Here is a 25,627-nt window from a genome sequence, read left to right as displayed (position 1 = left end):
GGTGCGCGTCAGGACGTCACGCGTTCCCAGCCATGCTTGATGGCCGCCTTGAAGTTGTCCCACGCCGACTGGGGATACGTGTGCTCCCACGTGGAACGCAGGTCCGCTTCCACCTCGTCCCATGGGCGGCCCCGGTAGCTGTCGCTGTTGGCCATGGAATGGCCATAGCGGTAGGCGGGATCGTAGTCCTCGAAGCGCGCGCCGGTGGCGACATAGGTGGCGCTCCAGTGGCTGCGGTAGTACTGCTCGTCGTCGTAGCTGGTGCCGGGCAGGTTGTCGGCGCCCGGATAGCGGCGCACGTTGGCGCCCGCGCCGGACGGCGACGGCGGCGATGCCATGTCGCTGGCAAACTGCTGCGACCCTGGCGCCTCGTTGATATTGCCAGCGGACGTGCCCTGCTGCGATGGCGCGCCGGACTGCATGCTGGCGCCCTGGCGCGTCGCGCTGTCGTTGTGCGGTGCGCCTTGCCAGCCGCCGGCGCGCCAGTGCTCGGCGTGCGCATCGATGTCGAGCGGCGCGTAGCGCTCGACGAGGTCGGTGGCGCGCTGGAGATCGGCGTCGCTCGCTCCCTCCAGCGTCAGCACGACGTGTCCGCGCCGCACGGCTTCCGCATAGATGTGGCGGTCGGCATGGCTGCCGAACAGGTCCGTAAAGAAATGCTTGATGCTATCGAGCAGGCTGTCGCTGTCGTCGCGGCGGATATTTTCCGTGGCGGAAAAGTCGTCGCTGCCCGCATCGTGCAGGCGGATGCTGGCGCTGGGGAAGCCCGCCGTGATCAGGTCGTGCCGGGCGCGCTCGGCCATGTCGCGCACGGCGAAAACTGCTGCCAATGTATGTGCCATGATGGTCTCCATTCGATGAACAACGTCCTTTCAGTGTAGGCCGTGCACACCGAAAAGGGCGCCCGTTTGCCCCTTGGAAATCGTTGTGTTTATCAAGTATTGACGAAGTGAAACCTCAGTCCGGCGTACCCACGAACGCGCGCAAGAAGTCGATAAAGGCGCGCACCTTTTCCGCAATATGCTGGGTGTTCGGATACACGGCATACACGCCCTGCTGCGGGAAGACGACGTCGGGCAGCAGGCGGCGCAGGCGTCCCGCGCGCACCTCCCCTTCCACCAGCCACTGCGGCAGCAGGGCCACGCCGCAGCCGCCCAGCGCAAAGCCCAGCAGGGCCGAGGCGGAGTCGGAATGGATGGCGGCGTCGTCCTGCGCGACGAAGGCGGCCGGGCCGTCCGGCGTGTGCACGTCCCAGCGCAGCGGCGAGGCCAGGCGGCTGTGCGCCAGCCAGCGCGCGCGCTGCAAGTCGTCCAAGCTGGCGATGTCCCTGCCGGGCCGGCTGGCCAGGTAGGCGGGCGAGGCGACGGGCCAGATCGCGTACGGCTCGATCAGCGCGGCGCGGTAGCTCGAATCGTTGAGGGAACCCATGCGGATGGCCAGGTCGTAGCGGCCCGAGATCAGGTCTTCATGCGACGATGAAGACGAATGCTGGATCTGCAGCTGCGGGTGGGCGGCGGCAAAGGCGATCAGCGCGGGGATCACCGTGCGGCTGCCGTATTCGACGGTGGTGGTCAGGCGCAGGGTGCCGCGCAAGCCCTGCTGGCCCTGGCGCGCCGTCTCGATGGCGCCATGCGCTTCGCTCAGCACGCGCTGGCAATCCTCGTAAAAGCGCCGCCCCACGTCCGTCAGCGCCAGGCTGCGCGTGCTGCGCGTGAGCAGCGACACGCCCAGCTCCGCCTCCAGCTGTTTCAAATTAAAACTGACGACGGCCTTGCTCTGGCCCAGCACGGCGGCGGCCGCCGTCAGCGAACCGGCGTCGACGATGGCGATGAAAATACCCAGGCGGTCAAGACTGATCATGATGAAGAGTAGGTAGACATGCGGTTTGCAGGGGTTTGTCAAAATAAGTTTGACAGTGTAATCGGGGCTGGCCCGTTACGCAAATGGCGGTGGGCGCTTAAGCTGGCCGTTTGCCATTCGGAGCACCATGGACTATCGCAAAAAAGTGGCGGCCATCTATCTGCTGGGGTTTTTCGTCGACCTGATCAACATGTTCATCACCAGCGTCGCCTATCCCGACATCGGCCATGCCCTGCACGCCTCGGTGGCGCAGCTGGCCTGGATCAGCACCGCCTACATCCTCGGCCTGACCATCGTCATCCCCGCCAGCGCCTGGCTGGCTGCCTATTATGGCAGCAAAACCGTGTTCATGGCATCGTTGCTAACTTTTTTATGCGCCAGCATCGGCGCCGGCCTGGCGCCCTCGATCGAGGCGCTGATCGCCTGGCGCTGCGTGCAGGGCCTGGGCGGCGGCTTGCTGATCCCGCTGGGGCAAAGCATGACCTACCAGCTGTATCAACCTGCGGAGCGCCCCGGCCTGTCCTCCGTCATCATGTTGGTGGGCTTGCTGGCGCCCGCGCTGTCGCCTGCCCTGGGTGGCGTGATCGTCGATAGTCTTTCCTGGCGCTGGATTTTTTATTTGAACGTGCCGTTCGCGGCGCTGGCGCTGCTGCTGGCCGCCTGCTGGCTGCGTCCCGATCCGCCCCGCGCGGCCGTGCCCCGTCTCGACGTGGGCGGCCTGCTGGCGGGCAGCACGGCGATCTTGCTGCTGTTGCTGGGCTTGACCATGCTCGGTACGCCGGGCGAGCTGCTGGCCGGTGCCGGCGTGCTGGCGCTGGGCGCCGCCTGCGCGTGGGGCTATGTGCGCGGCGCATTGCGCAAGTCGACGCCGCTGCTCAACCTGCGCCTGGCCGCCGAACCGCTGCTGCGCATTGCCATGCTCATGTATCTGCTGGTGCCCGGCGTGTTCATGGGGGTGAGCCTGCTGGCCATGCTGTACCTGCAGGGCGTGCTGGGCATGCCGGCATCGACGGCGGGCGCGCTGATGCTGCCGTGGGCCTTGGCCTCGTTTGCGGCCATTTCGCTGACGGGCAAAAGCTACCGCCGCGTGGGGCCGCAGCCCCTGTTCATCGCTGGTGCCCTGCTGCAGGCGGCGGGCATGCTGATGCTGCTGCGGGTGGATGCGGCCGATCAGTTGTTCTGGCTGGCCGGCGCCTATGCCGTCATGGGTTTTGGCGGCGGCTTGTGCAGCAGCACGGCGCAAAGCACGGCCTTCTTGCGCACGCCGGACGCGCAACTGAGCCAAGCGAGCGCCGTGTGGAATATCAACCGCCAGCTGGGTTTTTGCTTGGGCGTGGCGCTGCTCAGCGTACTGCTCAACGGCTTGCTGGCGGCGCAGGGCATCGGCAGCCTGGACGACCCCGCCCTGCATGCGCGCGCGGCGCAGGTGTTTCACTGGTGCTTTGCGCTTGCCGCCAGCGCGTGCGTGCTGCCTTTGGCGCTGTGCCTGCGCATCGATAACCGCGCCGTTCTCGACCTTTTACATCACCATGGAGCAAGCAAAAAATGAATGCTACAAATCTTTATTTTGACGACGTTTTATCCACGCATGTGCTGATCCGCGAGTGGCTTTCCGGCGCAGCCACGGCGCCGCAACATTGCGCCGGTTTGCTCGCGCGTTTCTCGCCCGGTTTCACGATGGTGGCGCCCGCTGGCAAGCAGCTCGATGGCGCCGGTTTGGCGGCGTTTTTCCGCGCCGCCGGGGGCAGCCGTCCGGGTTTGCAGATGCGACTTTCCGACCTCGTTTTAATCCAGGAAAGCGCTGCCGGCGCCACCGTCTCCTACCGTGAGTTTCAGTCCATGCCCGGCGCAGAAAACACGGAGCGCCTGTCGACCGTCGTGTATGAAAAAACGCCTGCCGGCGAGCTGCTGTGGCGCCATTTGCACGAGACGTGGGCGGTTTAACTTAACTCAAATCATGCAAGCCTTTTTGCAGCGCGGGACCGGTGGCAAACTGCGAAAACACCACCTCCAGGCCACCGCGTTCCGGCGTGCAGCACATGGGCCCGACGCGGTAGCGGGATGCCGCAGGAAACGGCGCCAGGCGCAGCAGCGGCCAGCGCAATCCATCGGTCGAATACTGCACCCGGATCACGCCCTTTTCCACCGTCACGCGCAGCCAGAAACCGTCCGGCATGGCGGGCGCCAGGCTGACGGCCCAATCCGATTTGTCCACCGTCAGCACGGTGCTCAACAGCAGCTGGCCGTCGGAAAATTCGACGCCGCATTTGAGCCAGTGTTGCTCGTCGATGCGCACCATCATGCCGGCCTGGTCGTACAGCGCGGAATACTGTGCCGCCACGTGCAGCTGCGCCGTGAAATCGCCGTCGATTTCAGTGCCGAAAAAGTGGCCGCTGTCGCGGATAAAACCATACGAAGTCTTGCGCCAGAAATCCGTGTTCGCATCCGTCGTCACGTGCAGCTGCGCGCCGTCGGCGGACCAGTTTTCCGGTGGATTGAGCCAGCTGCCTTGCGTGAACATCGGATTTCCTCCTGATCGAAAAATGCTACATAGTTTGCCCCCATCCCAGCGCCTTGTACAGGGCGATCGCATCGATGTAGGACGCCGTTTCCGCCAGCAGCGCTTCGCGCCGGATATCGTACAAGGCGCGCTGGTTTTCCAGCACCGCCTGGTAGCTGCCGGCACCGCCCTGATAGCGCGTGCTGGCGATGCCCAGGGCCGCATTGCCATGGCGCGCCGATTCCAGCAGGGAGGCCAAGCGCGTCTGGTTTTCCGCCAGCTGCGTGACGGCGTTTTCCACGTCTTCCTGCGCCAACAACATCGTCTGTTCATAGCGCGCCAGGGCGCCCTGCGCCTCGGCCCGCGTGCCGCGCAAGCGTGCCCTGACGCTGCCCAGGCGGAAGGCCGGATAGCTGACGGAGGGCGCCACCTCGACCGCGCGCGCGCCGCCATCGAACACGCCGCTGCCGCGCAGGGCGAAGAAGCCTAAAAAGCCGCCGAGGCTGAGGCGCGGATACAGGTCGGCCGTGGCGGCCCCCACGTCTTCGCTGGAAGCGGCCAGCAGGCGTTCGGCGCGCACCACGTCGGGCCGCTGCTTGATCAGCTGATTCACGTCACCGAGGGGCAGCTGGCCGGCCAGCGGCGCCTGCTGGCGCGGCGTGGTGGCCAGCGCGATGGCACCCGGCGCTTGGCCGCTCAAGACATCGAGCCGGTACTGCGCCTGCCGTAACCCCGCCTGCAGGGGCGGCAAGGCCGCCTCGCTGCGCGCCAGGTTGGCCAGCGCGTTGTGGCGTTCTTCCGGCAAGCCGCTGCCGGCGCGGATGCGCGCGTCGGTCAATGCCACCGTGTCGCGCCAGCTTTGTATCTGCGCCTGCGTCAGCGCCAGGTTTTGCTGGTAGCCCAGGGCCTCGTAGTAATTGCGCGCCACCTCGGCGGCGATCGTCAGCCGCACCTGCCGCAAATCGGCCTGCGCGGCGTCGGCGCGCGCCTGCGCCGAACGGCTCATGTGCGCGAGGCGGCCGAACAGGTCGATCTCCCATTGCGCGTCGAATCCCACGCGCGTATTCGTGCTGGCGGCGCGGCTGTCGGGCGTGTTTTGCTGCATCGTGCGCTGCCATCCGGCCTGGCCCGTGACGATGGGCAGTTCGTCGAGCCGGCGCTCGTCGAAGACGGCGCGCGCGGCCAGCAGATTCGCCTGTGCCTGGGCGATATCGAGGTTGTGTTCGAGCGCGCTGGCGATCAGCTGCGACAGCCGTGCATCGTCGAAAAACGTCCACCACGCGGCGCTGCTGGCAGCCGTTGGACCTGGCGCAAACTGCGCCTGCTGCGGGCTGGCCAGGGCGATGGCGGGCGTGCCCGGCGTGACGTAGGCGGGGCCGACGGCGCAACCGGCCAGCACGGGGAAAAGGGAGATGAGATAGCGGTAATTTTTCATGGGGATTCCTTCAGCGCCTGCGACAGGTCGCGGGCGCGCGGCGTGGCATGGTCGGCCGTGTGGCGGCGGGCCAGAAAGGTGTACACGGTGGGCAGCACGAACAGGGTAAAGAAGGTGCCGATCAACATGCCCGAGACGATCACCACGCCCAGGCCGAAGCGGCTGTTGGCACCCGCGCCGGAAGCGAACAGCAGCGGCACCAGGCCCACCACCATGGCGGCCGTCGTCATCAAGATCGGGCGCAGGCGGATCTGCGCCGCCTTGCGGATGGCCGTGATGCGGTCGAGCCGTTCATGCACCTGCAATTCGTTGGCAAATTCCACCATCAGGATGCCGTGCTTGCTGATCAGGCCGATCAGGGTCACCAGGCCGATCTGCGTGTAGATGTTCACGGTGGCGTAGCCGAGGGCCAGCGGAATCAGGGCGCCGCAAATCGACAGCGGTACCGTGATCAGGATGATCAAAGGGTCCGTCAGGCTTTCATACTGCGCCGCCAGCACCAGGTAAATGACGACGACGGCCGCCAGGAAGGCCAGCAGCAACGCATTGCCTTCCGTGGCGAACTGACGCGCGTCCGATTGCCAGTCGTAGCTGAAGCCGGGCGGCAGGGTCTTGGCCACGCCATCGAGGAAGGCGACGGCGTCGCCCAGGGTCACGCCTGGCGCCGGTACGCCCTGGAAGGTGGCCGCGTTCTGCTGGTTGAACTGCGTCAGCATGTTCGGCTCGATCTGCTCCGTTACCGAGACGACGGCGGACAGGGGCAGCAGGCTGCCATCGTCGGCGCGCACGTACTGCTGCGTCAGGGCTTGCGCCGTGAGTCGCTGTTCGCGCGGGCTTTGCGCGATGACGTCGTACGCGCGGCCATCCATGCCGAAGCGGTTCAGATAATTTTCGCCCACCAGCACGGCCAGCGATTCGCCGATGTCCTGCATGCGGATGCCCAGGCTGTTGGCCTTCGAGCGGTCCACGCGCACCTTCACGACGGGGTTGTTGTAATCGAGGTCGCTGTCGACGACGGCAAACAGGCCGCTGTCGCGCGCGCGCTGCTTGACGTCTTCCATGGTGCGGAACAGGGTGGCGTAATCCTGCGCGCTGCGCAAGACCATCTGCACGGGCAAGCCGCCGCTCGATCCCGGCAAGGGCGCCAGCTGGAAGGCGAAGATGCTGGTGCCTTCCACGTCGCCCACGGCGTGCTGCAATTCGGCCTGGATGACGGCCGCGTTGCGCGCGCGTTCAGCCCACGGCGTCAGGTTGATGCCGCCGATGCTCGATGCGGGGCCTTCGCCGCCGTTGATGATCCAGCGCGAGTGCGTTTCGGGGATGTTCTTGTAGATGGCATCGAGCTTGTACGAAAAGCGTTCGACGTAATCGAGGTTGGCGTGCTGCGGCGCCTTGATGGCCGTCAAGACGCTGGCCTGGTCTTCCGCCGGTGCCAGTTCGCGCTGCGGCAGCAGGTACAAAAACGGCAAACTCACCATCACCAGCGCGGCGAAACCGGCACTCCACCAGCGGTGGTGCAATGAGCGGTCCAGCAGGCGCGCATAGCGGCTGGTCAAACCCTCGAAGAAATGCTCGGCGGCGCGGGCCATGCGCCCTTCCGATTGTTTCGGCTGCAGCAGCAATGAGCTCATCACGGGAGACAGGGTCAGCGCCACCACGCCCGACACCACCACGGCGCCGGCCAAAGTGAGCGCGAATTCCTTGAACAGCGCGCCCGTGAGACCCCCCATCATGCCGATCGGCGCATACACGGCCGCCAGCGTGATCGTCATGGCGATCACGGGGCCGGCCACTTCGCGCGCACCGACCAGCGCGGCCGCCACGGGCGTCTTGCCTTCCTCGATATGCCGGTGCACGTTTTCCACCACGACGATGGCGTCGTCGACCACCAGGCCCACGGCCAGCACCATCGCCAGCAGGGTGAGCAGATTGATGCTGAAGCCGAAGGCCAGCATCAGCGCCGCCGCACCCAGCATCGACAGCGGTATCGTCACGACGGGAATCAGCACCGAGCGCAAGGAACCCATGCACAGATAGATGACGATGACGACGATCAGCAGCGCTTCGAGCAGGGTGTGCGCCACCTCCTCGATGGACGACTGGATGAAGCGCGCCGTTTCGAACGCCAGCTCCACTTTTACGCCGGGCGGCAGGGTTTTCTGGATCTCCGGCAGCAGTTTTTTGATGCCGTCGACGATCACCAGCGGGTTGCCGCCGGGCGTGGGCGACAGGCCCAGGTACACGGCAGGCACGCCATCCATGATGCCGCTCGTTTCCGTGGCGGCGGCGCCCAGTTCCACCGTGCCCACGTCTTTCAGGCGCACGAGCGATGCGCTGTCCTTTTCATCGCCGCCCTTGCGGATGACCATGTCGCGGAATTGTTCCACGCTGGTCAGATCCGTGTTGACGCTGATGTTGGAGACGACGAATTGTCCCTTCACCTTGCCGGGCGCCGCCTGGTAGTTATTGCGCCGCACGGCGTCGGCCACGTCGGCCGCCGTCAAGCCGCGCGCCGCCAGTTTGGCCGGGTCGATCCACAGGCGCATGGCCAGCTGCTGGCCGCCATACACGTCGACCTTCGCCACGCCGTCGATGGTGGCGAACATGGGCTGCACCACGCGCGCCAGATAATCGGTCAGCGCGGGCGCCGAGACGCTGTCGCTGGCAAAGCCCACGTAGGCGACGGCCGAGGAATCGCCGGCCGAGCGCTCGATGACGGGGTCGAAGGCGCCTTCGGGCAGCTTGTAGCGCACCTGGTTGACCTTGGCCATCACTTCCGTCAGCGCCTGCGTGGAATCGCGGTTCAATTCCATGCGCACGGTGACCGTGCTGCTGCCCTGCACCGACGACGAGGTCAGGTAATCGATGCCTTCCACCGACGATACGGCTTGCGCAATCGGCTGCGTCACAAAACCCTGCATCAGTTCCGCCGAGGCGCCCGGATACGTGGTTTTCACGGTGATGGTCGATGATTCGAGCATCGGGTATTGGCGGATCGGCAGCTGCAGGATGGCGATCACGCCCAGCATCAGGATCAAGGTGCTGATCACCAGCGCCAGCACGGGGCGGCGCACGAATAAATCGGTAAATTTCATCGTGTGCGCTCCTTAGGAGCCGGCCTTGGGCGCGGCGCGCTTGGCCTCGTCCAGGGTATTGGCCACGGCTTGCACGGCCATGCCGTCGGCCAGTTTCAGCTGGCCCGAAGCGACCACGCGCTGCCCCTCGCGCAAGCCGTCCAGGATGGCGACACGGCCTCCTGCCCGCTCGCCCAGTTTGACGCCCACGCGCTTGACGGTGAGCGGCTGCTTGCCTTCCTGCTGCGCGACAAACACGGTGTCGCCGTAGGCGCTGTAGGTCACGGCCGTTTCCGGCACCGTCAGCTGCTGGCCCGCTTCGCGCGCCACGCGCACATTCGCGTACATGCCGGCTTTTAAGGCGCCGCGCGGATTGCTGAGCGCCGCCTGCACCTGCACCATGCGCGAGCGGTCGATCAGCGGGTCGATGGCGTTGATCTTCGCCGTGAAGATGTCATCGGGATAGGCGTCCACCAGCACTTGCACGGCCTGGCCCGGCGCCAGCTTCGCGCTGCTCTGTTCATCGAGGGCGAAGTTCACCAGCAAGGATTTCGTGTCGATCAGGCTGGCCACCGTGTCGGCCGCGTTCAGGTACTGTCCCGCGTGCACCTTGCGGATGCCCAGCTGTCCCGCGAACGGGGCGCGGATGGTCTTTTGCGCGATCAGCGCCTCCGTCTGACGCACGTCGCCCAGCGCCGCGTCGCGCGCGGCCAGGGCGCTATCCAATTGCTCCTGCGTGGCCGCCTTGTCCTTGACCATCTGCGCCGTGCGCGCATGGCTGCTTTCCGCGTTTTTCAGCTGCGCGCGCTGGCGCAGCAGCATTGCCTGTTCCGGCGCGTCATTGAGCTGTACCAGCACGGCGCCGGCCGCCACGCTCTGGCCCGATGCGAAGCGGATCTGCGTGATCCGGCCGCCCGTTTCGGCGGCCACCTGCACCTGCCGCGCCGCTTCCAGTTCGCCCACGCCCGCAAAAAAGCGTTCCTGCGTGCCCAGCACGACGGGGACCAGCGCCACCTTGGTGGCGGGGGAGGCGGCATCGGCCGCATGGGAGTCGGCACGGGGGTACAGCGCGGCGCCCGCGACGGCCAGGGCGATGGCCAGCGCGGAGGCGCCGACGATTTTCGTATTCATGATGAAGTCCTTTACAGCAGTACAAAGGGAAAAGTACAAAGGGAAGAAGAGGCGCAGCGGAGGCTGATCAGGTCCGCTGCGCGTTGAAGGTGAAAAACAGCGCCATGGTCCACAGCAGCAGCACCAGGTGCGTCGTCTGCAAGCCTTCCTGCGCGATCCAGTAGCCGAACCACAGGCCGCCCAGGTGCATCAGCAGCAAAAAGGCGGCCATGGCGCACAAGGCCAGGTTCAGCCAGGGCAAGCCGGCGGCCAGGCCGCCGCCGAACAACAGCGCCACGCCCGTCCAGGCGGCGATGGCGGCCAGCAGTTGCAAGGCCAGCACCACGCCCAGCGCCAGCCGGTGCAAGGTCAATGAGGTGAGGGCGCGGCGCAGCAGCGGCGTCTGGATGGTCGGGTCCTGGCGCAGCGGGTCCATGCGCATGGTGTTGCCGATGGCCCAGACGGAGCCGTGGAAGGCGTGCAGGTTGTTGATGGCGGCCAGGGTCAGCCAGGTGGCCAGGCCGGTAGCGAGGATGGCGTGAAACAGCCAGATCGAGTGTTGCAGCTGCATGGGATTCCAGTCCAAAGAGTGTCTTGCCGGCATGCGGACGTGGAAACTCCTCGACAGCGGGGAGCTACCGGCCTATTATACAAGCAATTAGTTGGTTAACTGGCCCCATGATAGTTGAGCGAAATGAATTACACAAGTAAACGTTTGGATAATAGCGAGGCGCCGCAAACGACGGAGCGCATCCTGTATTTCATCAAGACCAAGGGACCCGTCTCCACGGCGACCCTGGCCAAGACCCTGGACATGACGGGCGAGGCGGCGCGCCAGCAAGTGCAAAAGCTGGTGGCGGCGGGCCTGATCGAGGGGCGCCAGGAGGCGCAGGCGGGCGCGGGACGGCCGCGGCAGAACTGGGTCTTGACGGAGGCGGGCAATGCGCGCTTTCCCGACACGCATGCGCAGCTGACGATCAAGCTGATCGGCTCCGTGCGCCAGCTGTTCGGCGAGGCGGGGCTGGATAAACTGATCACGCAGCGCGAAGAGGAAAGCCGCAGCGCGTATGCGCTCGCGTGCTCGGCGCCGGACTTGCCCACGCGCTTGCGGCAGCTGGCCGCCGTGCGCGATGAAGAGGGGTATATGGCGCGCGTGGAAGCGGAGGGCGACGACTGGCTGCTGATCGAAGACCACTGCCCCATCTGCGCGGCTGCGCGCACCTGTCAGGGCTTTTGCCGCTCCGAGCTGCAGCTGTTCCAGGAAGTGGTGGGGCCAAGCGCCAGCATCGTGCGCGAGCAGCACGTGCTGGCCAATGCGATGCGCTGCGTTTATCGCATTTCTCTGTTGCCTTAAGCGTCAGGAAACAGCGGCCAGGTCAGCAGCGCCACCAGCCCCGCCAGCCACCACACGACGGGCCAGCTGCTGGCCGCCAGCAGGTGCGGGATGGCGAGGGGCGTGAGGAACAGCCCCACGTAGACGGCCGTGTTCGCCATGCCCAGGGCCGTGCCCGCATTGGCGGCGCCGGCGCGGGTCGCCAGCTCCGTGTAGGCCACGCCATGCCAGGCGGACACGGCGATGCCTGCGAGCACCACGGCGGCCATCAGCAGCCAGCCCGGCGCATGCGTCCAGGCGATGCATCCGAGCAAAATGAACGCGGCCAGCGCCACCAGGGCCGAGCCGCGCAGGTAGGCGGGCCGGTTCGCGTGGCGGTCCGTGTGGCGTCCGCTCCAGATGCGCATCACCATGGCGCCCGCCTGCAAGGCCACCATCACGGCGGTGATGGCTGCCAGGCCCAGGCGGCCATGGTCGTGCAGGAAGACGGTGGCGTAGCTGAGCACGGCAAACTGCGGCACGCACAGCAAGCCGATGGCCGCCACCATGCGCCAGACTTTACGATTGCGTAAAGGTTGCGGTGGCATCACCTCAGACATGCCCGTGGACGCGTTTTGCGGCCCCTTGGCGGCCTCGGCAGAGAAATCGGGCTCATGCATCCATCGCCACGTAAAAAACGCCGACAGGCCGCATACGAGGGCCAGGGCGCCAAACACGGGCATGAAGCCGTAGGACGATGCCAGACTGGGCAGGACGAGGGCGCCGAGGCCGCCGCCCAGCGGCACGGCCGTCTGGCGGATGCTCATGGCGAAACCCCGTTCGCCCGGGCCGAACCAGCGCATCACGGCGCGGCCGCTGGCGCCGTTCACGCTGCCGCCCAGCACGCCGACCAGCGCCAGCCCGGCCGCCAGCGCCCATAAGGGCGGCACGGACCCGTCAGCGGGCGTGATCCACAGCAGCAAGGTCAACAGCGCCAGCATGGTGCCCAGCAAGCCGGTCAGCAGCACGGGGCGGTCGCCCCAGCGGTCGGTGGCCATGCCCCATGGTAATTCGGTCAGGGCCACGCCCAAGCCCATGGCGCCCAGCGCCACCCCCAGTTCTGTATTGCTCAGGTGATAGCCGCTGCGCAGCCAGATGGCCGTGGTAGGCATGCCATTGGCGGCAGCGGAAAAGCTGGCATTGGCCGCCACGCCGACGGCCAGTACTTTCCAGCGATGGGCGTCGCCCAGCACGGGCGCGGTGACGGGGACAGGAACGGAAATGGCTTGGCAACGGGGGCTCATGGCAGGGAGATAAAAGTGGTTGACCCTGACAGTGTCGCGCGCTACGATCATTCTGAATATCAGATAATTTACGCTGCACCATCCCAAAAAACCGGACGATTGCTTCCACGCCATGAGCCTGCTTAATTTCGACATCGCCTTTCTGCGCAGCTATGTGGCTGGCATCGAGCTGGGCAGCTTTGCCCGCGCGGCCGACAAGGTGGGCCGTTCCACCTCGGCCGTCAGCGCGCAGCTGAAAAAACTTGAGGAGCAGGCGGGCATGCCCCTGTTCCGCAAGGATGGCCGGGGGCTGGCGCTGACGCCGGCCGGCGATGTGCTGCTCGGTTATGCGCGCCGTCTGCTGGAGCTCAACGACGAGGCGGCCGTCGCCTTGCGCGGGGCGGAACTGGAAGGCTGGATCAGGCTGGGCCTGCAAGAGGATTTCGGCGAAGCCTTGCTGCCCGACGTGTTGGGGCGTTTTGCCCGCGCGCATCCGAAAGTGCGCATCGAGGCGCACGTGGCGCGCAACACGGCCCTGATGGAAGGGCTGGCCATGGGGCAGCTGGACCTGGCCCTGCTGTGGGGCGGCGCCTGCATCGCCGACGTGGCCGAATATCCGCAGCAGCAGCGCCAGCATATTGCCGAACCTTCCATGCGCTGGATCGCCTCGTCCAGCCTGGCCTGGCGCCCCGAGTCGGGCGAGCCGCTGCCGCTCATTACGTTCGACCGCGAATGCCTGTTCCAGCGCTGCGCCACGCAGGCGCTCGATGGGGCCGGCATCGCCTGGCGCACGGCGTTTACCAGTCCCAGCCTGGCGGGACTGTGGGCGGCGGCGGCAGCCGGGCTGGGCGTGACGGTGCGCACGGGCCTGGGCTTGCCCTCGACCGTGCGCGCGCTCGATCACGTGGAAGCGGGCTTGCCCGCCCTGCCCCCGCTGTCGCTGGAATTGCTGCGCGCCTCAAGCGTGTCCAGGCCGCCCGTCGAGCGCCTGGCCGGCCTGATCATCGAGTCGCTGCAACAGGATGCCGCTTAAAACGCCTGCGCCGTCGGGCGCAGCACGATCTCATTGATATCCACGTCGGCCGGCTGCTCGATCGCATACGCGATGGCGCGCGCCACGGCATCGGCGGGAATGGCGATCTGGTAGAACTCCTTGACGGCCTTGGCGCTCTCGGCGTGGCTGCTGCCCTGGCTCAATTGCGTGTCGACGGCGCCCGGCGCAATGACGGTGGTGCGGATGGTGCCGCCGCTGGCCGCCAGCTCGTGGCGCAAGCCTTCCGAAATGGCACTGACGGCAAACTTGGTGCCGCTGTAGACGGTGCCGCCCGGGCTGAAGACTTTTAGCCCCGCCACCGACGAAATATTGATGAAGTGGCCGCTGTTTTGCGCCTGGAAATGCGGCAGGACGGCGGCGATGCCGTTGAGCACGCCTTTGATGTTGATATCGATCATGTTGTTCCACTCGTCGACCTTCAAGGCGCTCATCGGCGCGATGGCCATCAGTCCCGCATTGTTGATCAGCACGTCGACCTTGCCGAACACGGCCAGGGCCGTGTCGATCAGATTCTTGACGTCGGCAGGCACCGTGACGTCGGTCTGGGAAACGGCGGCCTGGCCGCCGGCGGCCGTGATTTCCTCGGCGAGGATGGTGAGCAAATCCATGCGGCGCGCGCCGAGCACGACGCAGGCGCCCAATGCGGCCAGGTGGCGCGCGGTGGCTTCGCCCAGGCCGCTGCTGGCACCGGTGATGACGACGACTTTCCCTGCAATAGCTTGACTCATGATGGGTTCCTTGTGAAGGCAGCACAGTGCTGCGGATGACATCGATCAATGCCGGCACAGCTTAGCGCATTTGCGTCCTTTCTTGCTATAAAAAAGATAATTATTAAATGATAATTGTTAGGCGCGAGCAATCAGCACTTGTACGGGCGCCATGGGAAAATCGCTGGCGCCGTATTGCTCTACTTGCCGCCAGCCCGTGTCGCGCAGCAGCTGGGCCAATTCACCGTGCCGTGTCACCGCGCGGCCCAGCATGCGCATCGGCAAGTAATACGGCAGCACGCGCGCCGCGTCGCCCGGTGCCGCCGCGATTTCCGCCTGCACGCAGACGAGCACGCCACCGGGTTTCAACGCCGCTTGCATCTTGCGCAAGGCGCCCGCCATGTCGGGCACGAAATGCAGCACGGACGAGCACCAGATGAGGTCATAGCCGCCGCCGATATCGTCGCTGTCCAGGTCGCCGCCCAGGGTCTCCAGGCGGCCGGATAGTTGCGCATGGGCGATGTTCGCGGCGGCCACGGCCACCGTTTCCGGCCAGTCGAAAACGCAGCCGTGCAAGCCCGCATGGGCTTGCGCCAGCGCAATGGCCACCCAGCCGGGGCCGCCCCCCACATCGAGCAGGTGCAGCGGCGTGTTGCCGTCCGCAAACGGCGCGACGCGCTGCATCACGCACAGGGCGGCGCGCATGGTGACGGCGCGCTGCTCCTGGCCGATTTGCTGCTGGGCGGCGGCGGCCCAGTTGACGCCATTGGCCGTGCTGTACGGCGCCGCCTTGCCGCCCTCGCGCACCAGCGTGTGCAGCTGCGTGGCGAAATGGCGCAGCGCGTGCAGCCGGTACAGCCAGGCGTCGCCGCAAAAGGCAACGGAGTCGCGGCAGAAATACTGCAAGGTGGTGGCCGTGCAACGGTAGCGTTGTGCGCTTGCATCCGTATCCGCATCGGCCCCATCGCGTTCCAATATTTGCATGCTCCAGAGTAATTCCAGCAGCAGGGCCGTGTGCGGCGCATGCAGCGACAGGGTTGCGGCCAGCTGCGCCGGCGTGTGCGGCGTGGCCAGCACCTCGAAAATGCCCAGTTCCAGGGCAGCGGCCAGGCCGTCCGCCTGAACGGGCGCGACGGCCAGGTCCCAGTACGGCTGCAAAGCGTGTTGCGTATCGAATGACATGATCTTCCTTTCGGCGTGGTGGGCATCAGGGTCATTTTATGCAACAATGAGAATAGTTATCATTTGCATTTGTATGCGGCAAGGCGCATTTCGTATGCGCGACGGCGCGCGGAAAACGGGAGGAGCGATGAGGGAACAGGACAGGGAAGCGGCAGGCTGGACGCGGCGCCAGCTGGAGCCGGGGTTGAAAGAGTGCCGCGCCGACCAGCGCCAGGTCGACCAGGGCGTGCTGCTCGTGCATTCCGACTATCGGCCACGGCTTGCACTCGTCGAACCATCGCAGCATGACGACGGGGGCGGCATGGTGATCACCATCGGCCTGGAAGGCGCGTCCGGCTACGTCACGCGCGATGGCGAACAATTGCGTTTCCAGGGCGGCCATACGACCATGACGGTGTTTCGCCACGTCAGCGGCGAGCGCCGTTTCGAGGCGCATCAACGGGCGGCGCAATTGCGCGTGCTGGTCGATGAAGAGGCGCTGGCGCGCTACTGGCCCGAGGGTTTGGCGTCCCTGCTGCCCCACGGCGGCGCGCGCCAGCTGGCGCATGCCACAACGACGGCTGCCGCCGCCCTGCACGCCCGTTCACTGCTGCGCGCGACGGACCCGCTGGCCGTGCATATCGGCGTGCTGAGTATCCTGGCGGAACAGCTGCGGACACTGCGGCCAACGCCCGCGCCCGTGCCGCGCTGGTCCGAGGCCGACATCATGAAACTGGAGCGCGTCCACGCGCTGATGCAGGAGCAGATGGCGCAGGCACTCACGCTCGATTACCTGTGCGCGCAAACGGGCTTGAGTTTGTTCAAACTCAAGCAGGGATGGCGTTACCGCTACAACGACAGCCCGCAGCGCACGCTGCTGGCGCTGCGCATGCAGCGTGCAAAATTACTGCTGGAAAATGGTTGCCAGGTGGCGCAGGCGGGCTGGCAAACGGGGTATCGCCACCCGGCCAATTTCAGCGCCGCCTTCAGCCGCTATTTCGGCTACGCACCGAAGACCGTGGGCCGCGCGGGCGTGTAAAAAGCCGGTGTAGAATCGGCGGGCAGCAACTATTCATACGACCCACAAGGAGACATGATGGCCCGCAAAATCTTTGTCAATCTGCCCGTTCAGTCGCTCGAGCGTTCCGTGGCGTTTTTCACGGCGCTGGGCTTCAGTTTCAATGCCCATTTCACGGATGAAACGGCGACCTGCATGATCGTCGCCGACGATATCTTCGTGATGCTGTTGACGCACGACAAATTCAAGCAATTCACGCCCAAGCAGCTGTGCGATACCACGGTGGCGACGGAAGTACTCGTGTGCCTGTCGGCCGAGAGCCGGGGCGAGGTCGACGCGCTGGTGGCGAAAGCCGTCCAGGCGGGCGGCAGCATCTACAAGGAGCCGATCGATTTCGGCTTCATGTATGGCCACAGTTTCCAGGACCCCGATGGGCATCAGTGGGAATTGATGTATATGGAGGCAGGCGCCGTACCTGGCTGATCGGTGGTGGTGTCGGATTACGCGGCGTACCGCCGCTAATCCGACCTACGCTATGGCTCAGGCAGATCGGGTAGGTCGGATTAGCGCGGCAAAGCCGCGCGTAATCCGACGTCACCGGCCAGCTTAGGAAGCCAGCGCCAGCAGATCGACCACGTCCAGGCCTGCCAGGTCTTGCGTCGTATTGCCCGCAAACGCGGCGCGGCTTTGCTGGCCGTTTTTCAGCCAGGTGCGCGTGACGTCCTTGATCTGCGCCAGGGTGCAATTGAGCACGCCGGTGCGGAACTGCTGGCGCACGGCTTCCGTCGTGCCCCGCTGCTGCATGTTCCAGGCCGTCAGCGCTTCCGCGTACGGCGAGTGCGGCTTGTCGAGGCCCTTGATGACGCAGATGATGGCTTCTTCCACCTGCTCTTGCGAGAAATCGCCGTCGAGGATCTGGTCGAGCGTCGTGCCGAAGTCGGCATACGTGCCGGCCAGGCGCGGATCGCGGTAGGAACTCAGCGTGAACGTGCCGGCGCCGGCCGCGTAGCTGGCGCTGCCGCCATACGCGCCGCCTTTTTCGCGCAGGGCCGTATGCAGCACCTGATTGGTCATCAGTTCGGCAGCCACGGCCAGGGCCGACGCGTCCGGATTGTGCACGCCGGGCACGGCCCAGGAAACGAAGCAATGGTTGATCTGGCTCGTCGCATGCAGGGCCGTGTTGGCCAGTGGCAAGGCGACCGGTGCGGCGGCAACGGCAGGTGCGGCCGCATCCGTGCTGGCGGCTGGCAACTCGAGCAGACGTGCCAGGGTGATGCCATCCTGTTCCAGGCCCGCGCACAGCACGGTCGGTTGCTGGGCGATGATGTGCGCGTGCAGGGTGTCGAGTTCGCGCGCGATTTCCTGCAAGCCTGCCGACGTCTTGCTCAGCTGCTGCAAACGGCGGTAGAACGGCAGCGCTGCCGGGCCGCCGACGATGTCGTCGAAGCGGCGCGTCGGCGACAGGGGCGCTGCCGAGGCCAGCATGGCGTAGCGGTTGCCCGATTCGGCCAGGCTGGAGAGTTTGTCTTGCACCAGGCTTTCGATCAAGAAAGCCAAGCGCTCTTCTTCATCGAAGCGGGGCTTGGCGATCCAGGCCGACAGCACGGCGGCGATGGCCGCGTGTTCTTCGCGCAAGCCGCTGGCCGAGAACGAGAGTTCCACGCGCATCGCTTGCTGCGGGCGCGGGATGGCTTCCAGGCCGATGTGGAACGAAGGCACCATGCTCTGGCGCCAGGCGCTGGCGTCGTCGAACGACATGTCGCCCACGCCCAGTTCCGGCGCCAGGTCCGTATATAAACGCAGCCAGGGCCACGACGCTTCCGGCAAGCCCGACACGTCGTACAGCACGTTGGCATAGCTGATGCCGTTCGAGGCAATGCTGAACGCCACGGCGCCATCGACGGCCGGTGGAATCGGCAGGGCCGGGCGCGGCGCGGCGCTGACGTCGCCGGGGCGGATGCGCGGCAGCACTTCCGAATTCGACGGCAGTTGCTGGTGCGCTTCCAGCGCGGCGGACTCGGCCACGATGTGTTCGCGCTCGGCATCCGTCAGCTTTGCCTGCAGGGCCGCCAGTTTGGCGTCTTCCTGCGCGGCGCGGTCCGTGAAATAGGCGGCATCGGGCACCACGTGCGTCGTCAAGCGGGTAGGATTGGCAATCAGCTCGCGCACCAGCTGCTTGAAGAAGGCCGGATCTTCGATCTGCTGCTCCAGCGTTTCCAGGATGGCCGCATTGTCGAACGCATCCATCACGTTGCCGTCGTACATGGCCAGCGGCAAGGCGTGCAGCAAACGGCCCAGGCCGTAAGGCATGCGGCCGCTGCTGATTTCGCGCTGGCTGTATTTGATGTCGCGCAAGGCCGCGTGCAGCACGGCGGCGGGAATACCCTCTTCCGCCGTTTCTTCCAGCGCCGTCCAGATGCGCTGGTGCGCGTCGGCGATCTGTTCCTGCGTCAAGCCTTCCATGCCGATGTGGAACACCATCTGGCGGATGCCCGCGTCGCGGCCATTCATGTCCGATGGGCGGCCATAGCCGGCCGATTCCATGGCGCGCATGACGGGCGCCGACGATTCGCCGAGCAAGCCGTGCGACAGCAAATGCGCGTGGTAGTAGGCGATGGGGTCGCTCGATTCGCCCATCAGCCAGGCGAATTGCAGGCCGAATTCATCGTCGCGCGCTTCCTGCGACGGAATTTTGACGATGTTTTCCTGCGGCGCCGTCCACGCGGGCGCCAGCTGCGGCAGGCGGCGCGGGCTAAAGCCGCTGAGCTTGGACAGCACGCGCTCGGCGACTTGCTCCTGCACGGCCGACGCTTCGATATTGCCGGAGGTCATGATCACGGCTTGCGAAGGGTGATAGTGGCTGGCGTGGAATTCTTTCAGCATGTCGTGCGTCAGCTCGGGAATGTTCAGCGGATCGCCGCCCGATTCCACTTCATACGTCGTGCCCTTGAGCAAGGCGCTGGCGATGCCGCTGTCGAGCGCGCGCATGGGGCTGTTGAAGGCGCCCTTCATTTCATTGAAGACGATGCCCTGGTACACCAGCTTGTCGCCTTCGAACGCGTGGCGCCAGCCTTCCTGGCGGAAGTTCAGATAATCGAGATTGGGGAAGAAGGCCGCATCGAGGTAGACGTCGAGCAGGTTGAAGAAATCCTTGCGGTCGGTGCTGGCGAACGGGTACACGGTGCGGTCCGGATAGGTCATCGCATTCATGAAGGTGGCCGTCGAGCGGCGCAGCATCGAGAAGAAGGGGTCGCGCACCGGGTAGCGCGACGAACCGCACAGGGCCAGGTGTTCGAGGATGTGGGCGCGTCCGTCGCTCACTTCCGGCACAGTGGGAAAGGCCACCAGGAACACCATCTCAGCCTGCTCGGTATGCATGTGGATATGGCGCATGCCCGTTGCTGGCTCGACATATTGCTCGATGGTTGCCTGCAAGACTGGAATGAAGTTGCTGCTGACTTTTTCAAATGTGCTCATGCGGTATGGGATCTCTGCGGTAGGTGATTCGGAGTGTCGGTGGGGCTGCATCACATGTGGGGGCAAAGCGGCGCAATGCCAGGGGCGGGGCCACTTTGATGCCTGCGTGAAGTTTTTCCCTATTGTACTAGGAGTATCCGCGCGCCGCCGCCGGGCCTCGCTTGTCGGCCGGAAAAGCAACAATGTTGCAAAATAAACTAATTTGGACAGGTGGCGCCCCAGGATGGGGGCTTAGCGTACCATGCGCCTTTTGCACTCCAGACTGAACCGAAGGCGCCTACCTTGTCCCGACTTTCTTTTCGCCAACTGTTATTTGCCGCCTTCATTTTGACGACGGGTATCTTGACGGCCACTTCCGTGCAAGCCCTGCTGACCCTGGAGCACCTGGCGCGCCTGGGGCGCGAGACGGCGGCGCAGGCGATCGCCCTGACGGAACAGTCGCAGCGCCTGTCCGAGCGCACCCTGGCCATGGAACGCAGCGCGCGCCAGTTCCTCGTGCTGGACGATCCCGTCTTCCGCGAGCGCTACGCGGCGGCGCGCGACGAAGCGGCGGCGGCGCTGCAAGTGCTGAACCGTGCCACGCCCGAATTCGCTCCACAGCTGGCCGACGAATGGACGGCGCAGGCGCAATCGGCCTGGGAAGTCTTGCAAGCCGGAAAACGCCGCAAGCGCGATGGCCACGCCGTCGTGTACCGCGCGTTTGCCCGCATGACGCAGATCAATGACAGCCTGGCGCGCGAAAGCAAGACGGAAATCGGCAGCCGCAACGACGCACTGCTGGCCGAGCTGGAACGCCAGCGCCGCCTGCTGGGCGTGCTGGTGGGCGGCGCCGTGCTGCTGGCGGCCGTGCTGGCCACCTGCTTCGGTTTTTTACTCTCGCGCCCGCTGCGCCGCATCGAGACGGCCATCGAGCGCCTGGGCGAGAAGCGCTACGACCAGCCCATCGTCGTCGGCGGCCCGGCCGACACGCGCCGCCTGGGCCAGCAGCTGGACTGGCTGCGCCAGCGCCTGGCTGACCTCGATGCCGACAAGGAACGTTTTCTGCGCCACATTTCGCATGAGCTGAAAACGCCGCTGGCGGCCCTGCGCGAAGGCGTGGCCTTGCTGGAAGACGAGGTGGCAGGCAAGCTCAGCGACAGCCAGCGCGAAATCGCCGGCATCCTGCAGCAAAACACGGCGTCCCTGCAAACCCAGATCGAAGACTTGCTGCGCTACAATACCGCCGCTTTTGACGCTCAGCACCTGGCGCACAGCAAGGTCGATTTGCTTGTCTTGCTGCAAGATGTGGTTGCCGGGCAGCGCCTGCAATGGCTGGCGCGCCGTTTGACGGTCGAGGTGCAGGGCGAGTCCCTGATCGTGCAGGCCGACCGCGACAAGCTGGCGACGGCCCTGGCGAACCTGCTGTCGAATGCCGTGCGCTTCAGCCCGGAAGGCGGCACCGTGCGTTTCAGCCTGGCTTGCGAAGGCGGCCGTGTGCGCATCGATTGCATCGACGAGGGGGCCGGCGTGGCGCCCGAGGATGCCGCGCGCATTTTTGAACCGTTTTACCAGGGAGTGCGCCAGGCGGCCGGCGCGCGCAACGGCAATGGCATCGGCCTGTCCATCGTGCGCGAATATATCGCCGCCCACGATGGCAGCGTCACTCTTTTACCGCGCCAGGCTGGCGCGCATTTTCGGATAGAACTGCCCTTATGATGACGAGAACTTCCCTGGCCGGCATGGCCGCCTGTGCGCTGCTGTTGGGCGCCTGCGCCGCCAAGCCCCCCACCCAGACGCCCGTGCTGGTGCAGACGCCGCCGCGCGTGGTGGTGGTGATGGACCCCCAGCTGGCCGAACTGCTGGCGTATCAAAGCGCCTTGCGCCTGATGACGCCGTCGGAACTGGCGAAAGCGCAGCTGGACCTGGCGAAAGCCGATCACGCGCCGCACAACACGATCCGCCGCGCCATGCTGCAGGCGACCGTGCGCGGCCCCGGCGACCTGGCCCGCGCGCAAGCCTTGCTGGAACCGCTGGCTACGGCCACGGGCAAGGACGCGCAGCTGCTGGCGCCGCTGGTGCAATTGCTCAGCAGCCAGTACGGGGAACTGCGCCGCCAGGACGACAGCATCGACAAGCTCAACACCCAGCTGCGCGACGCCCAGCGCCGCAACGACTTGCTCAATGAAAAGCTGGAAGCACTGAAAAACATCGAGCGCAGCCTGTCCGTGCGCCCTGCCGCGGGAGCGGCGAAATGAGCGAGCACGCCCACATTCTATTGGTCGACGACGACCCCGACCTGCTGCGCCTGCTGACCATCCGCTTGAAGGCGGGCAACTATCGCGTGACGGCCGTGGGCAGCGCGGAAGCGGCGCTGGCGCGCCTGGCCGTGGAATTGCCGGCCCTGGTTATTACCGACGTGCAATTGCCGGGTCGCGACGGCTTGGCCCTGTTCGATGAAATCCGCCGCCAGCACGCGGCCCTGCCCGTCATTTTGCTGACGGCGCACGGCACCATTCCCGACGCCGTCGACGCGACGGCGCGCGGCGCGTTTGCCTACCTGACGAAGCCGTTCGACGGCAAGCTCTTGATGGAAAAGGTGGCGTACGCCATCAACTTGTCCACCGTCATGCCGGCGCCGGCGTCCGGCGACGAAAGCTGGCGTGCCGAACTGATCAGCCGCAGTGCGCAGATGGCCGAGCTGCTGGCCGAAGCCAAGCTGGTGGCCGGCTCCGACGCCAGCATCCTGATCCGCGGCCCCAGCGGCACGGGCAAGGAATTGCTGGCGCGCGCGCTGCACAACGCCAGCCGCCGCGCCAAGGCGCCGTTCATCGCCGTCAATTGCGGCGCCATCCCCGAGCAGCTGCTGGAATCGGAACTGTTCGGTCACGTGAAAGGCTCGTTTACGGGCGCCGTCGGCAACCGCGAAGGTTTATTTCAGGCGGCCGATGGCGGCACCCTGTTCCTGGACGAGATCGGCGACATGCCGCTGCCGCTGCAAGTCAAATTGCTGCGCGTGCTGCAGGAGCGGGCCGTGCGGCCCGTGGGCGCCGACCAGACGCGGCCCGTCGACGTGCGCTTATTGTCCGCCACGCACCGCGACCTCGATGTGGCCATGGCGGAAGGGCAATTCCGCGAAGACCTGTATTACCGCCTCAACGTGGTCACCTTGACCCTGCCGCCGCTGGCCGAACGCCGCGAAGACATCGCCCTGCTGGCGAACCATTTCCTGCAGAAACTGGCGGCCAAGTACCAGAAACCGCTGAACGGCTTTGCGCCCGACGCGCTCACGGCCCTGGTGGCGGCGCCATGGCCCGGCAACGTGCGCCAGCTGGTGAATGTGGTCGAGCAAGTGTGCGCGCTGGCCACGGCGCCGCTGGTGCCCCTGAGCCTGGTGCAGCGGGCCTTGCGCGTGCCATCGCTGGAAGCGCTCAGCTACAACGAAGCCAAGCAGCGCTTCGAGCGCGACTACCTGATCCAACTGCTGCGCCTGACGGACGGCAACGTGGCCGACGCGGCCCGCCTGGCCGACCGCAACCGCACGGAGTTCTACCGTTTACTGCAGAAATACGAGCTGACGCCGGCCCTGTTCCGGGCCGACGGCGACCCTGTCGCTGATTAGCGACAAAAATAAAGCGTTAAAAATCAGCGGCTTAGTCTGAAACATTGATATTGTTGCCACAAGCTGTCGCTGGCAGGCGACAAAAAGCCCCGATTTTCGCGCCGGATCCGGCGGAAACGGGCTGGGAAAATCGGCTTTGAATATAAGTGGTTGATTTTGAAGGAAAATTAAAAGCTGGCACGGTGCTTGCTGTATGGGAGATGTGACGCTTCAAAGTGTTGCTTTATCCAAGTAAGAAGCTTTTAACTTCATTGAGAGGAACTACCATGCAAACATCGAAACTGTTCAATACCCTGGTTGCCGCTATCGTACTGTCGGGCGCCTCGATCACCGCTTCGCATGCAGCTGACTCCGCCCCAAAAGCACAAGCTCCTGCTGACACCGTCGTGGCCGCCAACGCCGCCGCTGCCGTCCCTGATGAAACCATCACTTCCTCGGCCAAGGCCGCCCTGAGCGCCGATGCGCAAGCCGCTACCCTGCCGGTCAAGGTAGCAACCCAGCAAGGTGTGGTCGTCCTGTCGGGCGATGTACCGAGCGCCGAAGCGGGTGACCGCGTCGTGCAGATCGTCGCATCCGTGAGCGGCGTGAAAGAAATCAAGAACGAGCTGAAAGTCAAAGCCGCCGGTTAATCCCTCGCGCTGTACTTTACTCCGGGTTGCCCTGTCTGCGGACAGGGCATTTTTTTGTGCCATTGTGTCCACAAGCTACGCCTGCTTCCAGGCAGATAGCTCGGCAATGGGGTTAGAATAGCCAGCACTGGCGCCGATTCCGGCGCTTTTTGTCATCCACGGCGCAGTGTTGCACGGCTGGGCCGCTACCAGGCTACCGCATGTCTTCTTTTTCTCCCGCCGCCCTGTTGCGCAATCTGAAACCCGACAACTTCACCATCGCCCTGCTCGTCACCGTGGCGCTGGCCAGCTTCCTGCCCTGCACGGGCCAGACGGCCGTGGTCTTCGGCAATGTCACCACTGTCGCCATCGGCGCCCTGTTCTTCCTGCACGGGGCCAAGCTGTCGCGCGAAGCCGTGGTGGCCGGCGTCATGCACTGGCGCCTGCATTTGCTGGTGCTGGCCAGCACGTTTATTTTGTTCCCCCTGCTGGGCCTGGCCCTGCGTCCGCTGGCGCTGACCTTCCTCACGCCCGAGCTGTACGTGGGCATCCTGTTCCTGTGCGCCTTGCCATCGACCGTGCAATCGTCGATCGCCTTGACGGCCATGGCGCGCGGCAATGTGCCGGCCGCCATCTGCAGCGCTTCGGCCTCGAATTTCATCGGCATTTTCCTTGCGCCCATCCTGGTGGGCTTGCTGGTGGCCAAGGGCGCGGAAAGCAAGTCGTCGGTCGACGCGGTATTGTCGATCGTCATGCAGCTGCTGCTGCCCTTCCTGGCCGGCCAGTTCCTGCGCCGCTGGATCGGCCGCTGGGTCGACCGCCACAAGGCCATGCTGAAATTCGTCGACCAGGGTTCCATTTTGCTGGTGGTCTACACGGCCTTCAGCGAAGCCGTCAGCGAAGGCCTGTGGCACACGATCTCGGTGGAAACCTTGGTCGCCCTGGGCGTGTTCAGCATCGTGCTGCTGGCCCTGGTCCTGGGCCTGATGACCTTCATCAGCCGCCGCCTGGGCTTTAGCAAGGAAGACGAGATCGCCATCGTTTTCTGCGGCTCGAAGAAAAGCCTGGCCAGCGGCGTACCGATGGCCAAGGTACTGTTTGCCACGCACTCGCTGGGCATGGTGATTTTGCCGCTGATGCTGTTCCACCAGATTCAGCTGATGATTTGCGCCGTGATTGCGCAGCGCTATGCGCGGCGCGACGAGGGGCAGGAAGTGCCGGCGGCGACGTCCTGAGCGAAGGCTCAGCTCCCCATACCGCGCCTGGCGCGGTATTTTTTTGCCTGCGCGGCGCGAAAAGCCGTGGATTGGTGCACCAGGCCATGGGCGAGGTACTGCTGGACAATCAGTTCAATATAGAAGTTATCTTTCAAGCATTTTTTGTGTTGTAATGTATGGGGCTTGTCAGCAATGATTGAAACGTCACCATGC

23 protein-coding genes are annotated in these 25,627 nt (G+C 65.3%); 11 read left to right on the top strand and 12 right to left on the bottom strand.

Translation table 11 applies throughout. The features are described 5' to 3' along the window. Positions 1-8: 8 nt before the first annotated feature. A complete protein-coding gene (locus tag AC0V2Y_RS06670) occupies positions 9-842 on the bottom strand; it encodes a hypothetical protein (protein WP_475416988.1) in 834 nt (277 codons plus the stop codon). 115 nt (positions 843-957) lie between these two features. Continuing rightward, a complete protein-coding gene (locus AC0V2Y_RS06665) occupies positions 958-1,860 on the bottom strand; it encodes a LysR family transcriptional regulator (protein WP_475416989.1) in 903 nt (300 codons plus the stop codon). Positions 1,861-1,987: 127 nt separating this feature from the next. Between AC0V2Y_RS06665 and AC0V2Y_RS06660 the strand changes: the two genes are divergently transcribed. Then, on the top strand, positions 1,988-3,409 hold the full coding sequence (locus AC0V2Y_RS06660; protein ID WP_475416990.1) for an MFS transporter: 1,422 nt from the start codon (positions 1,988-1,990) through the stop codon (positions 3,407-3,409). Then, positions 3,406-3,804: a DUF4440 domain-containing protein gene (locus AC0V2Y_RS06655; protein WP_475416991.1), complete on the top strand. Its 399-nt coding sequence runs from the start codon at positions 3,406-3,408 to the stop codon at positions 3,802-3,804. The genes AC0V2Y_RS06660 and AC0V2Y_RS06655 overlap by 4 nt, the downstream gene beginning before the upstream one ends. Position 3,805: 1 nt before the next feature. On the opposite strand, the gene AC0V2Y_RS06650 is transcribed toward AC0V2Y_RS06655, so the two are convergent. The 5 genes from AC0V2Y_RS06650 to AC0V2Y_RS06630 form a co-directional block, all read right to left on the bottom strand. Beyond that, positions 3,806-4,381: a DUF1349 domain-containing protein gene (locus tag AC0V2Y_RS06650; RefSeq protein WP_475416992.1), complete on the bottom strand. Its 576-nt coding sequence runs from the start codon at positions 4,379-4,381 to the stop codon at positions 3,806-3,808. A 25-nt stretch (positions 4,382-4,406) separates the two neighbouring features. Next, positions 4,407-5,795 carry an efflux transporter outer membrane subunit gene (locus AC0V2Y_RS06645; protein ID WP_475416993.1) on the bottom strand — a complete coding sequence of 463 codons (1,389 nt, stop codon included), beginning with the start codon at positions 5,793-5,795 and terminating at the stop codon, positions 4,407-4,409. Then, positions 5,792-8,890 (bottom strand): MexW/MexI family multidrug efflux RND transporter permease subunit, encoded by a 3,099-nt coding sequence (locus tag AC0V2Y_RS06640; RefSeq protein WP_475416994.1) that lies wholly within the window; start codon positions 8,888-8,890, stop codon positions 5,792-5,794. The genes AC0V2Y_RS06645 and AC0V2Y_RS06640 overlap by 4 nt, the downstream gene beginning before the upstream one ends. A gap of 12 nt (positions 8,891-8,902) precedes the next feature. Beyond that, positions 8,903-10,000, bottom strand: a complete 1,098-nt coding sequence (locus tag AC0V2Y_RS06635; protein WP_475416995.1) for an efflux RND transporter periplasmic adaptor subunit — start codon at positions 9,998-10,000, stop codon at positions 8,903-8,905. Between the two features lie 67 nt (positions 10,001-10,067). Beyond that, positions 10,068-10,550: a DUF2165 family protein gene (locus AC0V2Y_RS06630; RefSeq protein ID WP_475416996.1), complete on the bottom strand. Its 483-nt coding sequence runs from the start codon at positions 10,548-10,550 to the stop codon at positions 10,068-10,070. 123 nt (positions 10,551-10,673) lie between these two features. Here AC0V2Y_RS06630 and AC0V2Y_RS06625 point away from each other — a divergent pair, with 123 nt between their 5' ends. Continuing rightward, complete coding sequence (locus AC0V2Y_RS06625) at positions 10,674-11,333, top strand: helix-turn-helix transcriptional regulator (RefSeq protein ID WP_475416997.1); 660 nt, start codon at positions 10,674-10,676, stop codon at positions 11,331-11,333. Here the strand turns inward: AC0V2Y_RS06625 and AC0V2Y_RS06620 are convergent. Then, the gene (locus tag AC0V2Y_RS06620) at positions 11,330-12,595 is read right to left on the bottom strand and encodes an MFS transporter (protein WP_475416998.1); all 1,266 of its coding nucleotides are present in this window, start codon (positions 12,593-12,595) and stop codon (positions 11,330-11,332) included. The genes AC0V2Y_RS06625 and AC0V2Y_RS06620 overlap by 4 nt on opposite strands. A 112-nt stretch (positions 12,596-12,707) precedes the next feature. Here AC0V2Y_RS06620 and AC0V2Y_RS06615 point away from each other — a divergent pair, with 112 nt between their 5' ends. Further along, positions 12,708-13,607 (top strand): LysR substrate-binding domain-containing protein, encoded by a 900-nt coding sequence (locus AC0V2Y_RS06615; protein WP_070223293.1) that lies wholly within the window; start codon positions 12,708-12,710, stop codon positions 13,605-13,607. Here the strand turns inward: AC0V2Y_RS06615 and AC0V2Y_RS06610 are convergent. Beyond that, a complete protein-coding gene (locus AC0V2Y_RS06610; protein WP_475416999.1) occupies positions 13,604-14,356 on the bottom strand; it encodes an SDR family oxidoreductase in 753 nt (250 codons plus the stop codon). The two genes, AC0V2Y_RS06615 and AC0V2Y_RS06610, sit on opposite strands and share 4 nt — an antisense overlap. 117 nt (positions 14,357-14,473) lie before the next feature. Beyond that, positions 14,474-15,517, bottom strand: coding sequence for a methyltransferase (locus AC0V2Y_RS06605; protein ID WP_475417000.1), 1,044 nt, complete (start codon positions 15,515-15,517; stop codon positions 14,474-14,476). 127 nt (positions 15,518-15,644) lie between these two features. Here AC0V2Y_RS06605 and AC0V2Y_RS06600 point away from each other — a divergent pair, with 127 nt between their 5' ends. Then, a complete protein-coding gene (locus tag AC0V2Y_RS06600; protein WP_475417001.1) occupies positions 15,645-16,535 on the top strand; it encodes a helix-turn-helix domain-containing protein in 891 nt (296 codons plus the stop codon). 57 nt (positions 16,536-16,592) lie between these two features. Further along, positions 16,593-16,997, top strand: a complete 405-nt coding sequence (locus tag AC0V2Y_RS06595; protein WP_475417006.1) for a VOC family protein — start codon at positions 16,593-16,595, stop codon at positions 16,995-16,997. A gap of 123 nt (positions 16,998-17,120) precedes the next feature. Here AC0V2Y_RS06595 and AC0V2Y_RS06590 read toward each other — a convergent pair whose 3' ends face one another. Then, on the bottom strand, positions 17,121-19,991 hold the full coding sequence (locus AC0V2Y_RS06590) for an insulinase family protein (RefSeq protein WP_475417002.1): 2,871 nt from the start codon (positions 19,989-19,991) through the stop codon (positions 17,121-17,123). A gap of 282 nt (positions 19,992-20,273) precedes the next feature. Between AC0V2Y_RS06590 and AC0V2Y_RS06585 the strand changes: the two genes are divergently transcribed. The 5 genes from AC0V2Y_RS06585 (at position 20,274) to AC0V2Y_RS06565 (ending at position 25,432) form a co-directional block, all read left to right on the top strand. Beyond that, positions 20,274-21,686, top strand: coding sequence for a HAMP domain-containing sensor histidine kinase (locus AC0V2Y_RS06585; protein WP_475417003.1), 1,413 nt, complete (start codon positions 20,274-20,276; stop codon positions 21,684-21,686). Then, a complete protein-coding gene (locus AC0V2Y_RS06580) occupies positions 21,683-22,225 on the top strand; it encodes a hypothetical protein (RefSeq protein WP_475417004.1) in 543 nt (180 codons plus the stop codon). Before AC0V2Y_RS06585 ends, AC0V2Y_RS06580 begins: the two co-directional genes overlap by 4 nt. Further along, a complete protein-coding gene (locus AC0V2Y_RS06575; protein WP_070312683.1) occupies positions 22,222-23,589 on the top strand; it encodes a sigma 54-interacting transcriptional regulator in 1,368 nt (455 codons plus the stop codon). Before AC0V2Y_RS06580 ends, AC0V2Y_RS06575 begins: the two co-directional genes overlap by 4 nt. A 266-nt stretch (positions 23,590-23,855) precedes the next feature. Continuing rightward, positions 23,856-24,218 carry a BON domain-containing protein gene (locus AC0V2Y_RS06570; RefSeq protein ID WP_290604888.1) on the top strand — a complete coding sequence of 121 codons (363 nt, stop codon included), beginning with the start codon at positions 23,856-23,858 and terminating at the stop codon, positions 24,216-24,218. A gap of 200 nt (positions 24,219-24,418) precedes the next feature. Then, positions 24,419-25,432 (top strand): bile acid:sodium symporter family protein, encoded by a 1,014-nt coding sequence (locus tag AC0V2Y_RS06565; RefSeq protein WP_475417005.1) that lies wholly within the window; start codon positions 24,419-24,421, stop codon positions 25,430-25,432. Between the two features lie 8 nt (positions 25,433-25,440). Here AC0V2Y_RS06565 and AC0V2Y_RS06560 read toward each other — a convergent pair. After that, positions 25,441-25,627, bottom strand: a 187-nt coding sequence (locus AC0V2Y_RS06560) for a hypothetical protein (RefSeq protein ID WP_475418325.1), incomplete at its 5' end; no start/stop codon positions are given.

It is taken from the genome of Janthinobacterium sp. BHSEK, from assembly GCF_056174685.1.
The sequence above is the reverse complement of the archived record's forward strand: the minus strand, read 5'-3'. Positions and strand labels throughout refer to the sequence as shown.